This window comes from Rhizobium sp. WYCCWR10014 (assembly GCF_001657485.1).
Classification (GTDB): domain Bacteria; phylum Pseudomonadota; class Alphaproteobacteria; order Rhizobiales; family Rhizobiaceae; genus Rhizobium.
In genome coordinates this window covers 28,895-42,431 of the sequence record NZ_LXFU01000022.1, presented here as the reverse complement: position 1 = coordinate 42,431, position 13,537 = coordinate 28,895, and the positions used below count along the sequence as shown (strand labels likewise).

14 protein-coding genes and 1 tRNA gene are annotated in these 13,537 nt (G+C 60.3%); 13 read left to right on the top strand and 2 right to left on the bottom strand.

The window, feature by feature from the left end:
- Positions 1–89: 89 nt before the first annotated feature.
- From A6U98_RS36620 to A6U98_RS02045, 9 genes are all read left to right on the top strand, one after another.
- On the top strand, positions 90–266 hold the full coding sequence (locus tag A6U98_RS36620) for a hypothetical protein (protein ID WP_012759201.1): 177 nt from the start codon (positions 90–92) through the stop codon (positions 264–266).
- Positions 267–271: 5 nt separating this feature from the next.
- Complete coding sequence (xerD, locus tag A6U98_RS02080) at positions 272–1,225, top strand: site-specific tyrosine recombinase XerD (protein WP_064647646.1); 954 nt, start codon at positions 272–274, stop codon at positions 1,223–1,225.
- Between the two features lie 62 nt (positions 1,226–1,287).
- Positions 1,288–2,241, top strand: a complete 954-nt coding sequence (locus tag A6U98_RS02075; RefSeq protein ID WP_064647644.1) for an acetyl-CoA carboxylase carboxyltransferase subunit alpha — start codon at positions 1,288–1,290, stop codon at positions 2,239–2,241.
- A 197-nt stretch (positions 2,242–2,438) separates the two neighbouring features.
- A complete protein-coding gene (locus tag A6U98_RS02070) occupies positions 2,439–3,677 on the top strand; it encodes a murein L,D-transpeptidase family protein (protein WP_064647642.1) in 1,239 nt (412 codons plus the stop codon).
- A gap of 5 nt (positions 3,678–3,682) precedes the next feature.
- Positions 3,683–3,907, top strand: coding sequence for a sulfurtransferase TusA family protein (locus A6U98_RS02065; RefSeq protein WP_064647640.1), 225 nt, complete (start codon positions 3,683–3,685; stop codon positions 3,905–3,907).
- 687 nt (positions 3,908–4,594) lie between these two features.
- The gene (locus A6U98_RS02060) at positions 4,595–5,572 is read left to right on the top strand and encodes a TRAP transporter substrate-binding protein (RefSeq protein WP_064647638.1); all 978 of its coding nucleotides are present in this window, start codon (positions 4,595–4,597) and stop codon (positions 5,570–5,572) included.
- A gap of 149 nt (positions 5,573–5,721) precedes the next feature.
- Complete coding sequence (locus tag A6U98_RS02055) at positions 5,722–6,300, top strand: TRAP transporter small permease (RefSeq protein WP_064647636.1); 579 nt, start codon at positions 5,722–5,724, stop codon at positions 6,298–6,300.
- Between the two features lie 4 nt (positions 6,301–6,304).
- A complete protein-coding gene (locus tag A6U98_RS02050) occupies positions 6,305–7,585 on the top strand; it encodes a TRAP transporter large permease (RefSeq protein ID WP_064647634.1) in 1,281 nt (426 codons plus the stop codon).
- A gap of 9 nt (positions 7,586–7,594) precedes the next feature.
- A complete protein-coding gene (locus A6U98_RS02045) occupies positions 7,595–8,368 on the top strand; it encodes a FadR/GntR family transcriptional regulator (protein WP_064647631.1) in 774 nt (257 codons plus the stop codon).
- 31 nt (positions 8,369–8,399) lie between these two features.
- Here the strand turns inward: A6U98_RS02045 and A6U98_RS02040 are convergent, their stop codons facing one another.
- On the bottom strand, positions 8,400–9,563 hold the full coding sequence (locus tag A6U98_RS02040) for a GTP-binding protein (protein WP_064647629.1): 1,164 nt from the start codon (positions 9,561–9,563) through the stop codon (positions 8,400–8,402).
- Between the two features lie 19 nt (positions 9,564–9,582).
- On the bottom strand, positions 9,583–10,716 hold the full coding sequence (locus tag A6U98_RS02035; protein ID WP_064647628.1) for a D-alanyl-D-alanine carboxypeptidase family protein: 1,134 nt from the start codon (positions 10,714–10,716) through the stop codon (positions 9,583–9,585).
- 157 nt (positions 10,717–10,873) lie between these two features.
- On the opposite strand from A6U98_RS02035, the gene A6U98_RS02030 reads away from it, so the two are divergent.
- The 4 genes from A6U98_RS02030 to A6U98_RS02015 all read left to right on the top strand — a co-directional run bounded on the left by A6U98_RS02030 (position 10,874) and on the right by A6U98_RS02015 (position 12,913).
- Positions 10,874–12,037, top strand: a complete 1,164-nt coding sequence (locus A6U98_RS02030) for a M20 aminoacylase family protein (protein ID WP_064647626.1) — start codon at positions 10,874–10,876, stop codon at positions 12,035–12,037.
- 54 nt (positions 12,038–12,091) lie between these two features.
- Positions 12,092–12,168: transfer RNA gene (locus A6U98_RS02025), tRNA-Arg, on the top strand.
- 182 nt (positions 12,169–12,350) lie between these two features.
- Positions 12,351–12,596 (top strand): BrnT family toxin, encoded by a 246-nt coding sequence (locus A6U98_RS02020; RefSeq protein ID WP_064647624.1) that lies wholly within the window; start codon positions 12,351–12,353, stop codon positions 12,594–12,596.
- Positions 12,596–12,913 (top strand): BrnA antitoxin family protein, encoded by a 318-nt coding sequence (locus tag A6U98_RS02015; RefSeq protein WP_064647622.1) that lies wholly within the window; start codon positions 12,596–12,598, stop codon positions 12,911–12,913. The genes A6U98_RS02020 and A6U98_RS02015 overlap by 1 nt, the downstream gene beginning before the upstream one ends.
- Positions 12,914–13,537: the final 624 nt, after the last annotated feature.

The window sequence follows — 13,537 nt, the reverse complement described above, 5'->3', positions numbered from 1 at the left end:
GCAGGCAAGGGAATCATGGCTTGAATACCGCTTCTTGCACTTGCAGATAGGCTTCTTATAACAGAAGCAGAGCATGAAGGAGTTGCTGGATGCCGACCCTGTTCCGTTTCCTGTTCGTCTGCGCGATCCTCGCCGGGACGGTTTACGGAGCGATGCTGGCGCTTGTGACCTTCGTGGAGCCGCAGCAGCGCGACGTGACGATCCGCATTCCGTCCGAGCGGGTCAATCCGCCCGCCACGGGTGCGATCGACACGACCAGGAAGTGACCGGCATGGTGGATCTCGGCCGCGTCCATGTGGAATCATTTCTGGAGATGATGAGCGCCGAGCGGGGTGCTGCCGCCAACACGCTGCAATCCTATGAACGCGATCTCGACGACGTCCGCTCCTTCCTGAAAGAGCGCAGCATACGGCTCACCGAAGCCGCCTCCGCCGATCTCGCCGCCTATCTCTCCTCGCTCGCCCGAAAGGGCTTCAAACCCTCGTCCCAGGCGCGCCGGCTTGCCGCCATGCGGCAGTTCTACAAGTTCCTCTATGCCGAGGGCCTGAGGACCGACGACCCGACAGGCATACTCGACGCGCCGAAGAAGGGCCGTCCGCTGCCGAAGACGATGGGCGTCGAAGAGGTCGGCAGGCTGCTTTCGCGGGCTGAGGCCGAGGCGGAGGATGCGGGTCCGGGCCAACTGCAGCGCCTGCGCATGCTGGCGCTGCTGGAACTGCTCTATGCCACCGGAATGCGGGTCAGCGAACTCGTCTCACTCCCCGCCCGTGTGCTCGATCAGGAAGGCCGTTTCCTGATGATCCGCGGCAAGGGCAACAAGGAGCGGCTGGTGCCTCTGTCGCATTCGGCAATATCAGCCCTGAAATCCTACGGGCGCCTGCTGGCGGCGGAAAATGCAGCAATGAAGGAGCCGCAGGAAAGCGCCTGGCTGTTTCCCGCCGCCTCGAAGGAGGGATACCTGCCGCGCCAGGTTTTTGCCCGCGACCTCAAGAACCTGGCGATCCGCGCCGGCCTGACGCCGTCGCTGATCTCGCCGCATGTCATGCGCCACGCCTTTGCCAGCCACCTGCTTGCCAACGGCGCCGATCTGCGTGTCGTGCAGGAACTCCTCGGCCATTCGGACATTTCGACCACGCAGATCTACACACATGTCCTCGAAGAGAGGCTGCAGCAGCTTGTCCAGACGCATCACCCCCTTGCCAAACAGGCGAAAAAGCACGAATAGGACCGGCGACATGGGGCGGAGCCAGGAAAACGCCCCGGGCACAAGGAACGGAAACGCACCTCATGCACAATTATCTCGACTTCGAAAAGCCGATCTCCGACCTCGAAGGCAAGATCATCGAGCTGAAGAAGCTCGCAACGGAAGACGAGAGCATCGACACCACCGATGAGATCGGCCGGCTGGAGGTTCGCGTCCGCGAGGCGATCGTCGAAATCTATTCCAAGCTCAATCCCTGGCAGAAGACGCAGGTCGCCCGTCATCCGCAGCGCCCGCATTTCGTCGATTACGCCAAGACCCTGTTCCAGGAATTCACGCCGCTCGCCGGCGACCGCAAGTTTTCCGAGGATGCCGCGATCCAGGCGGGCCTTGCCCGTTTCCGCGGCCAGCCCGTCGCCGTCATCGGCCAGGAAAAGGGCAACGACACCAAGAGCCGCATCAAGCACAATTTCGGCAGCCCCCGCCCGGAAGGCTACCGCAAGGCGATCCGCATTCTTGAAATGGCCGATCGTTTTGGCCTGCCGGTGATTTCGCTGGTGGATACTGCAGGCGCCTATCCCGGCGTCGGCGCCGAAGAGCGCGGCCAGGCCGAGGCGATCGCCCGTTCGACGGAAATGTGCCTGGGTGTCAAGGTTCCCCTCGTCTCCGTCGTCATCGGCGAAGGCGGCTCGGGCGGCGCCATCGCCATCGCCACCGGCAACAAGGTCTATATGCTCGAACATTCGATCTACAGCGTCATCTCGCCGGAAGGGGCAGCCTCCATCCTCTGGCGCGATTCCACCCGCGCCCGGGAAGCGGCGACCAACATGAAGATCACCGCCGAGGACCTGAAATCGCTCGGCATCATCGACGGCATCATTTCCGAGCCGCTCGGTGGCGCGCATCGCGATCCCGACAGCGTGATTGCCGCAACCGGCGATGTGATCGCCAATGCTCTGGCCGAAATGGCACCCCGCACCGGCGAGCAGCTGCGCAACGACCGCCGCCAGAAATTCCTCGCCATGGGCCGCAATCTCTAGCGAACATTGGGCTCTTCACCGATTGGGGCCAAATCTTGGCCACATTGATGTTATCTGTAACACTCGCGCTTGCGGGGATGTTCGTGGCAAAGTCATAGGCTGGTAAGGTTTTATAAAGTATAAGCCGCCTATGATTCCTTCTGATGCCCGGACTCCATAGGCGGACCGGGTCGCACTATCTTTATGGGCTAGTTTGGATGCGCATACGTCATTTTGCCTATATCTCCCTCATGACGCTGGCTCTGTCCGGCTGCAATGACGCGTTGGAAACCGCGCAGGTCGATCTTTCCAAGGTCAAGAACAAGGTCGAGCAGCCGCTTCCCAGCCATATCCTGGCGCAGATGTCCGCCAAGGGCATGGACCGCAATTCGCCGATCATGATCCGCATCTTCAAGGAAGAAGGTGCCATGGAGATCTGGAAGGCGAAGACCGACAACCGCTTCGACAAGATCGCCGATTACAAGATCTGCGCCTGGTCCGGCCGTCTCGGCCCGAAGGTAAAGACCGGCGACCGGCAGGCGCCGGAAGGTTTCTACGACCTGACGCGCGCCAACCTGAACCCCAATTCCAAATATTATCTGGCGATCAACACCGGCTTCCCGAACCGCTACGACGCGGCGAACGGCCGCACCGGTTCCGATCTGATGATCCACGGCGCCTGCTCGTCCTCCGGCTGCTATTCGATGACCGACCAGCAGGTGCTGGAAATCTACGCGTTTGCCCGCGACGCTTTCAAGGGCGGCCAGGCGACGGTGCAGCTGCAGGCTTTCCCCTTCCGCATGACGGCGGAAAACATGGTCAAGCATCGCCTCGACAGCAGTTACGACTTCTGGAAGATGCTGAAGGTCGGCTACGACAATTTCGAAGTGACGAAGCGCCCGCCTGAGGTGAATGTCTGCGAGAAGAAATACGTCTTCAATCAGCAGGCGACCGACGGCGGAGCCTTCAATGCCGCCGGCAAGTGCCCTGCTATGTCGATGCCACCGGCGCTGACCGCAGCTCTTGCCTCCTACGGCAAGACCTATGATGCCGATTATGCCAAGGCGATGAGCAAATTTGACGGCATGGCCTGGTACGATCCCACGGAAGCCGAGCGCAAGGCCGTGGTCGCCAAGCTGCGCAAGGGCCGCGAACTTGCTTACGCCCCGACCGGTACCTCGCTGGAAGCCGGCCGCATGGTCAAGGTCGCCGAACTCGAAGACATGATGGCCAAGCGCACCGCGCAGGGCCTCGCTGCCAAAAGCGCGCCTGGCGCCACGCCTGCAGCACCTGCCCAGCCGCAGCCAATGGCCGTCGCTGCCGCGACACCTGCGGTCGTGCCGGTGCCGATGCAGAACCCGATGCAGAATGCGCTCGCCTACACGGCTCCCGAACCGCAGGAAACGGCGGAAGCTACGGCAAAGAAGCCGTTCTGGAAATTCTGGGCGAGGAACTGAACGGCTTGAACCCCGTTCTCTACGATCTTCGCGGCCTGAAATGCCCACTCCCCGTCATCAAGACGCGCAAGAAGCTTGCCGGCATGGCAAGCGGCGCGCTCATTCGCATCGACACCACCGATCCGCTGGCCGTGATCGACATGCCGCATTTCTGCAATGAGGACGGCCACCAACTGGTCGAGACGGAAAAGACCGAAAGCGGCCACCGCTTCCTGATCCGCAAGCGCTAAAGCGCGTCGCGCAAAACTGTGCATCGGTTTTTGCGAGGACGAGATGCGTAAAAACAAAAACTTGAAACGCGACGAACAAATCTGAAGGATCGCCGCGCGCTGAGGTATCTAACCCTAGATTTTTGCGGCGCACGTCTCTGCCAACCAAGGCATGAGACTAAACATCTGGCGATCCGCCGAGCAACACCAGTGTAAATGAACGAGCCTGAGAGTTCTTACGAAGCGTATGTCTCCACCACAAGGCTGTCGCCCGCATCCCCAACCTTGCCTGCTCGCGCTTCCACAGCTGTCGATCGGAGACCACGCAGCGGCGAAAATTCATCATACAACTACACAGCTTTTGTATGTTGACATTATACTATACAGGTTCTAGCCATAGTAAGCCGGTCGGAGGAACGGCAAGAATAGAGGAGGCTATTGATCCAAGTCTTCTGTTTCCACGATAAGAGCGAAAGTGTTCGCGTGTAGAGGTAAGCAACTGCTTCATCGGCCCCGATGAGCACGCTGAGCCATGTTGGTATGTCTCGATGAGCCTCTTCCGACCCGCACAGCCTTGGTGCCGGACCATCAGTGCCCGGTTGTGGAAATGCTGGAAGGAGGCCAAGCGTGCAGAGGACCGTCCTCTAAGTCGCGAAGCCGGGGATACCGACTCTGAGAATTCATCATCATGCAAAACGGGAGGAGAGCATGAAAAATTTCGTTAGACTTGCGGCCGGTCTTATGGTTGCCGCTTCATTCATGAGCGGCGCGGCCAGCGCTCAAACGGTGCTGAAATCGTCCGATACTCATCCGGACGGCTATCCGACAGTCGAGGGCGTCAAATATTTCGGCGAGCTGTTGAAGGAGCGCACGCAGGGCCGCTATTCCCTGGAAGTGTATCATTCCGCCCAGCTCGGCGAGGAGAAAGACACGATCGAGCAGGTGCGCTCCGGCGTCATCGAGCTGAATCGCGTGTCAATGGCGCCCTTCAACGGCACTGTGAAGGAATCGATCGTTCCGGCCCTGCCCTATATCTTCCGTTCGGAAGAGCACATGCACAAGGTCATGGACGGCGCCATCGGCGACCAGATCAAGAAGGCGTTCGAACCGGCCGGTCTGGTGGTGCTTGCCTTCTACGATGCCGGCGCGCGCTCGTTCTACAACAAAACGAAGCCGATCAGTTCGGTTGCCGATATGAAAGGTCTGAAGTTCCGCGTTATCCAGTCCGATATCTTCGTCGACATGGTGGCGGCCCTCGGCGCGAATGCCACGCCGATGCCCTATGGAGAAGTCTACTCGGGGATCGAAACGGGCGTCATCGACGGGGCGGAAAACAACTTCCCGAGCTACGACACAGCCAAGCACGCCGAAGTAGCGAAGAACTACTCGCTCGACGAGCATACGATCCTGCCGGAGGTGTTCGTCATGAACAAGGCAGCGTTCGACAAGCTGACGCCGGAGGATCAGGCGATCTTCAAACAGGCCGCCAAGGACAGCGTCGCCAAGCAGCGCGAGCTGTGGTCAGCCAAGGTTACTGAATCGCGCACCAATGTCGAAAAGCTCGGCGCCCAGATCAGCACGCCGGACAAGCAGGGGTTCATCGACGCCATGGCCCCGGTTTACGAAAAGCACGTGAAAGACGACGTGCTGAAGAAGATGGTCGAGGATGTGAAGGCTGTGCAATAGCCATAGCTTGCCTTCCTCTTTTGCGGGAAGCGGCGTCGGTTATCGGGGTGGACAGTTATCGCCACCTCGGTTTACCCGCCGTTTCGTGCACTTCTTTCTCGTTTCCTCCCGACAAGGGAGAGTGAGCGCCCAATTTCGACGAGGCCCTTATGTCGAACAACCTGACACCCGTCGTCAATTTTCTGACCCGCCTGAGCAACGCCGCCCTTTGGCTTGCGGGCACCGGCTTGGTGCTGATGACGGTCTTTGTCGCCTGGCAGGTATTTTGCCGCTATGTGCTGAACGACTCGCCGAGTTGGACGGAGCCGGGCTCGGTCATGCTGATGAGCTGGTTCATCTTCCTCGGCGCCGCCGTCGGCATCCGGGAGAATAATCATCTTGGTTTCGACGTGCTGCTTTATGTGCTGCCGAAATCCGGCAAGCGCGTCCTTCGCATGATCTCGGACGTCGTCATTCTCGCCTTCGGGGCCGGCATGGTCTGGTACGGCGGCGCGCTCATGAGCCTGACCTGGAACACCACCTTGCCGTCGCTGGGTATTTCCGGCGCGTTCGACTATCTGCCGCTCGCAGGCGGCGGCGTGCTTGCCGTCATCTTCTCGCTGGAGCGCATCGTGCTCCGCCTCGCCGGCGAACCGATTGACGATGCGCTGGATGAGATTCTGCCGGCGGAAATCGCTGTCGAGATTGAAAACATCAATGCCGATCCGAACGTCAAATTGAAAGTGTAGCGCGATGGAACTCTGGATCCTGTTCGGTGTTTTCACCACCTTGATGCTGATAGGCACGCCGATCGCCTTCTGCCTCGGCGTCGCCAGCTTCGCCACGGTGCTCTACATGGGCCTGCCGCCGCTGGTCGTCTTCCAGCGGCTCAATTCCGGCATGAGCGTATTTTCGCTCCTTGCCATCCCCTTCTTCATCTACGCCGGCGATCTGATGGTGCGCGGCGGCATTGCCAGCCGCATCGTTGCCTTCGCCGCATCACTGGTCGGCCACGTGCGCGGCGGCCTCGGCCAGGTCAACATCGTCACCGCCACGCTGTTCGGCGGCATCTCCGGTTCGGCGGTGGCAGAGGCGGCAGCCGTCGGCGGCCTGATGATCCCGCAGATGAAGCAGCGCGGCTATGGCGCCGATTATGCGGTGAACGTCACGTCAATGGCAGCGCTGATCGCACTGCTCCTGCCGCCCTCCCACAACATGATCATCTATTCGATCTCTGCCGGCGGCAAGATCTCCATCGCCGACCTGTTCACCGCCGGCGTGTTGCCCGGACTATTGCTTGCCGTCGCGCTCATGGTGACGGCCTACATCGTTGCGCGCTCGCGCGGCTATCCGACGGAGCCCTTTCCGGGCTTTGTCATGGTGGCTCATTTGTTCGCCGTCGCACTGCCCGGGCTGCTGCTGATCGCCATCATCTTCGGCGGGGTGAGGTCCGGCGTCTTCACTGCGACGGAAAGCTCTTGCATCGCGGTGCTCTACGCGCTGCTGATAACTCTCCTGGTCTACCGGCAGATGAGCTGGAGAGACTTCGTTCACGCCACGCAGGGCGCCGTACGCACGACGGCAATGGTGCTTTTGATTATCGGCACGGCCGCCGCCTTCTCCTGGTTGATGGCCTTCCTGAAGGTGCCTGCCTCGCTGGTGCTCTGGATGAAGAGCGTCGCCGACGATCCGCTGACGGTGCTGCTCCTGCTCAATGTCCTCATGCTTGTGCTCGGCACGTTTATGGACATGGGGCCGACCATCATTATCTGCACGCCGATCTTCCTGCCGGTTGCACAGGCCTACGGTGTCGACCCGGTGCATTTCGGCGTGATCATGATCCTGAATTTCGGCATAGGGCTGAACACGCCTCCCGTCGGCGCGGTACAATTCGTGGCTTGCGCAGTCGGCAAGATCACGGTCTGGGAGGCCATGCGCTCGATCTGGCCGTTTTACGGTGCGGGCATCGTGGTGCTCGGGCTGGTCACCTACATCCCGGCGATTTCGCTGTGGCTGCCGAGCGTGTTCAAATAGGAGTGCGACATGGCGAGCGACACGGCCGCAGATTTCAGGGTCGAGCGAAAGCCGAAACTCTCCGAAGGCGTCGTCTCGGCGATCCGCGCTCAGGTCGTGTCCGGAGTATACGCGCCCGGCCAAAAGCTGCCGACGGAGACCCGGATGGGCGAACTCTTCGGCGTCAGCCGCACCGTTGTGCGTGAGGCGATTGCAACCCTTGCCGCCGACGGCCTCGTCGAGGCGCGGCAAGGCGCCGGCGTCTTCGTCAAGAACCATCCGACGATTGCCTTCGGTTCGATCAGCGCCGATGTCGGCAACAAGGTTTCCCATGCACTCAACATAATCGAGGTGCGCATGGGGCTGGAAATCGAGAGCGCAGGGCTTGCTGCGCTACGGCGCAATGCGGCTCAGGAAGCTCAGATTCAGGAAGCATTCTTCGAATTCGACCGGCTGCTCGAGCGCGGCGAAGCAACCGGCAAGAGCGACTTCGCTTTCCACCGAGAAATCGCGGCTGCCACCAACAATTCATATTATGTCGAAGTTCTCGATGCGCTTGGCATGCGGGCCATCCCCTGCGACGTCGCCTCGCCTTGGGGTACGGATAGCACGCTGTCGCGTGGCTATCAGGAAGGCCTGCAGCGCGAGCATTTGGCGATTTTGAAGGCGATTTCTGCCGGGGACCCGGAAGCCGCCCGCGCCGCCATGCGCGCCCATCTGGCGGCAAGCCAGGAGCGCTATCGCAGCCTTCTCAGCGGCCAGCAGGCCAAGTGGCTTTCAAGTATCCTTAAACGCAAGACCTGAAGAAGATCGCCCAACAACAAACATCAACGGTTTAGATCCGCATGCCGGGGATGGCGAGCGGATTGTCCGACAGCGCCGCACGATCGGGCATATCGATGCGAGGCTTGCCGAGGAAGGCGTCGAAGAGATCCTTCACGAAGGCTTCCGGCAGATCCCGGGTGATCAGCACCATGCGCGTGCGCCGGTCTTCCCCCGGCCAGGCGGGAAGCCGCACCGGCGGATGGAAGATGCTCTGCACCCCATGCAGCACCAGCGGCCGATCCGGCCGGTCGGAAACGGAAACGATCGCCTTCATCCTCAACAGCTTCTCGCCATGGGCCGAACGCAGGAGATCGATGAACATCTCGAGCGCCATCGGATCGATCGGCTTCTCTTCGATGATCGAGAAAGAGCGGATCGAGGCATCGTGACGATTGACGTCATGCGGATCCTGATCCGCATGAGCATGATGATGGTGGTGGTGACCATGGTGATCGCCATCATGATCATGATCGTGATCATGATGGTGGTGATGCGCCTCGTGTGCATCCTCGTCCTGCAGCCAGCGGCCGACATCGGCGATCTTCGTCGCCGGATCGTAGAGCCCGTTGACCAGCACCGCGGCACTGCCCGCATCAGTGCTGTCGGCATCCATCATCACGGCACGCGGATTGAGCGCCCGCAGGCGCCTTTCCAGCCCGTCCGTTGCCTCGACCATCGCCTTTTTCGAGACGATCAGCCGGTCGGCGACCGCCGCCTGCTTGCGCGCTTCCTCGTGATTGTCGAGCGTCTGCAGCCCATTCACCGCGTCCACGACGGTAACGACGCCATCGAGTTCGAAATTCGTGGCAATGACGGGATTGCCCATGATCGCCTGCATGACCGGCGAAGGATCGGCAAGGCCCGTTGTCTCGATGACAACGCGCTTGACCGGTTTGACGCGGCCCGTCTGCACGGCGTCCATCAGGTTCGCCAGCGTATCCACCAACTCGCCGCGCACCGTGCAGCAAAGGCACCCGTCGGACAGCTCGATGATCGAATCGCCGGAACTTTCGACCAGGAGGTGGTCGATGCCGACATCGCCGAATTCGTTGATGATGACGGCCGCATCCTTCATCACCGGGTCTTTGAGGATGCGGTTAAGCAGCGTCGATTTGCCGGCGCCGAGAAAGCCGGTCAGGATGGTGACCGGAATCCTGTCGTTGAGCGCGCTCATGTCATCTTACCTTAAAAGCTTAAAAGGATGTCGGGCGCGGCATCGGCACCGGCACGTTGGCGAGCGTTCCCGCGGCATCGCCGCGCGCCATTTTTTCCGGCGGCGCAGCCGGCTGCGGATCCTGGCCCGGAATGAGGCCGGCAAAGACGAATTGCGGATCGTGGTCCATTGGCTGGATATAGGGTGACTGCACCTTCATGCGGCCGACTTCGTCGCGCGTTTCGCTGCGCACCTTGGCGCCCTTGGCGCTGCAGATATCGGCACTGATGTCGGTCACCTGGTCCTGTCCCGACCCGTAGGGTCTCAGTGAACCCAGCGTGTCGTTGCTGGCAGGCTGGGTGGTGAAGCCCTTCTGCAAAAGATTCGCCGTCGCATCGGCGCGGGCTGCAAGGCTGTCGGTGCCGAGCACGACGGAGACCAGCGTGCGGCCATTGCGCGTCGCCGAACCGATCTGGTTGAAGCCCGAGGCACAGATGAAGCCGGTCTTCATACCATCAGCGCCGGCGAAACGGCCGATCAGCATGTTGAGGTTCGGCACGTTCTGCTGACCGTTGGTGAAACCTTCCAGCGAGAAATAACTGGCATATTGCGGAAAATCGCGGCGCAGCGCCACCGTCAGCACCGCAAGGTCGCGCGCCGTCGTATACTGGCCCTTGCCGGGCAGGCCGTTCGGATTGACGAAGTGCGAATCCGTCATGCCGAGCTTCAGCGCCTCGCCGTTCATCCGCGTCACGAAGCCTTCCTGCGTGCCGCCGATGGCTTCGGCGACCGCGACCGCCACGTCGTTGGCCGACTTCACCAGCAGGATCTTCAATGCGCTGTCGAGCGTCAATTTCTGGCCCGGCTTGAAATACATCTTGGCAGCCGGCTGCGCGGCGGCACGTTTGCTGATGACGACGGGCGTATCGAGCCTGATCTGACCGGCGCGGATCGCGTCGAACACGGTATAGACAGTCATCAGCTTGGTCAGCGAGGCCGGGTACCATTTGCGGAAGGCTTCTTCATGCTCGAGCACGCGGCCGGTCTGCACATCGACGAGAATGTGCGGATTGGCCTGGGCCAGCGGAACGGAGGCCAGAAAAACGGCCGCCGCCGCTGATACGAAAGAAAGCGGCCGCAAGGCAGCAAACAAACGGAAGTGGCTCGTCGACACGGTTCGTCCTTCAGATATCAGGAAAATCTCGAAATCTTCCCCTATTTAGCCTATATGGCTATGACATGGCAAAGGTCATTGACTAAGTAATTTCCACAGCCTCACACCCTTGTGATGCGATGAAAGATTGTCGAGATTTCATAACAGGAACGCCGATATGCCGATTTTGAACAGAGCCGCGGAGTTGCAGGACGAGGTCGCCGAATGGCGCCGCCACATCCACGCCCGGCCCGAACTCCTCTTCGCGGTGGAAAATACGGCCGCCTTCGTCGCCGAAAAACTCAAGGAATTCGGCGTCGACGAGATCGTCACCGGTATCGGCCGCACCGGCGTCGTCGGCCTGATCAAGGGCAAGGGCGAAGGCCGCCGCACGGTCGGCCTGCGCGCTGACATGGACGCCCTGCCGCTCACCGAGATCACTGGCAAACCCTGGGCTTCGAAGACACCGGGCAAGATGCATGCCTGCGGCCATGACGGCCACACCGCCATGCTGCTCGGCGCCGCGAAATACCTAGCCGAGACCCGCAACTTCAACGGCAATGTCGCCGTCATCTTCCAACCCGCCGAAGAAGGCGGCGGCGGCGGCAATCTGATGGTCAAGGACGGCATGATGGAGCGCTTCGATATCGAAGAGGTCTACGGCATGCACAATCTGCCGGGCCTGCCGGTCGGCCAGTTCGCCACTCGCAAGGGCGCGATCATGGCGGCGACCGACGAATTCACCGTCACCATCAAAGGCCGCGGCGGCCACGCCGCCCAGCCGCACCGGACGATCGACCCGATCGCCATCGGCGCCCAGATCGTCGCCAACCTGCAGATGATCGCCTCGCGCAGCGCCGATCCGCTGCGCTCGGTCGTCGTCTCGGTGACCAAGTTCAATGCCGGTTTTGCCCATAACGTCATTCCGAACGATGCGACCTTCGCCGGTACGGTTCGTACCCTCGACCCAGAGGTGCGCACGCTGGCCGAGACGCGGTTCCGGCAGATCATCGAGGGACTGGTCGCTGCCCACGGCGCGGAGGCCGAAATCAGCTTCCATCGCAACTATCCCGTTACCGTCAACCACCCCGATGAGACCGAGCATGCGGTCGCCACTGCCAGCGCCATCGCCGGCGAGGCGAACGTCAACGCCGAGATCGATCCGATGATGGGCGGCGAGGATTTCTCCTACATGCTGAACGCCCGCCCCGGCGCCTTCATCTTCATCGGCAACGGCGATAGCGCCGGCCTCCACAACCCGGCCTACGACTTCAACGACGAAGCCATCGCCCACGGCATCTCCTATTGGGTCCGCCTCGCCGAACAACGCCTCGGTCTCTGACAACAATTAAGGCTTGGCTTCCCGCCAAGCCTTTTGTATGCATGGCGTGCAAGTGGTCCCGTAGCTCAGCAGGATAGAGCACCAGATTCCTAATCTGGGGGTCGCGCGTTCGAATCGCGCCGGGATCACCATTACTTTCAGCGATTTACACTTTTGGTTCGGACTTCGGACCCACATCGAGGCGTCACCGCCGCAGGCCGCGAGGCCGGAGCAATCGAGGGTCCATTGTAGTTCTCCGTTTGTAATCTACAAAATCTTTTTCGTATCCACATTTAATCATTGTCGATGGCAATGAATTATTGTAGATACATTTATGGAGATCGTATGGGGCGAACCGAAGCGGATTGCCAATATCGAGAAACACGGCCTCGATTTCGTCGATCTGACTTTCGAGTTCTTCCTGTCTTCCGTTGTCGTTCCGGCCAAAGACGGGCGGTCCAAGGCCATAGGCCGCCTCGCTGACGGAACGATCGTCGTGATTTTCGTAAATCTGGGCTCTGAGGCGCTTTCGATCATTTCGATGCGCCCCGCCCGCAAGGACGAAAGGAGCATGATCTGATGATTATCAAAGCCCCGAAAATGACCCAGTTCCAGCCTGGCCGCGGCTACTCCAAGGAGGATTGGGATGCCGTTTCCGACAATCCTCCTCTGTCCAAGGAAGAGATGGCAAGAGCCAAGCCCTTCAAGGAAGCATTTCCTGACGTTGCCGAGAAGATGGAGAAGGCCATTGCAGCCCGGGGTCGACCCAAGCTGGACAATCCGAAGCAACCCCTGAACATCCGCCTCGATGCCGATATCATCCAGTTCTACAAGGCTACTGGCAAAGGCTGGCAATCGAGGATGAACGATGCATTGCGAAAGGCGGCCGGCTTATAGCGCCCTCCGCAGATCGTCCCCCTACGCGCTCGAAGGGCATGATCGGCCGAACCTCCCCAGTCGACTTTGGGAGAAATTCGACATGATGCGCTCAATTGGGGCATTCATGAGATTCGGTTATATTCTTCTCGCATTTTTGGCGCCGGCTGCATCGGCAAATGCAGACAATGGCAGCGGCCAACGCCCGCCTTACGAGAATTGGGCGATCGACTAGACTCGTTCAACTGGCTAGATTTTCGACATCGGCGTCGATCCACGGTCAGTTCGCTCAAAATTGACGATCGCGTCTCAGCGCAGACTGCCCCACCGAACAAGCTCCCGGCCAGAACCGCTGGGTCAGGACGATCAACGACTATTTTCGCAATCAGTATTGAGCCGGGCGCAAATCTGCGCATATCGGAGCATGTTTTCGTAAAGTGGATACAACCACCCTAAATTGAAAACAGTCTCTGCGAGAGCCGAGCTGCGTGAGCGGTCATAGCCCGCCATGCGGAGCCTTTGGCACGGCTGCCTTGGTACGTTAGCCCATCAAATGGCACGCATCTTGCGTTGCTGGATATGGGGCCGAGCAAAAACATGCTCGGCGGAAGCCGGCGAATGCCCACCAAAGGCGGACGAGTTCTC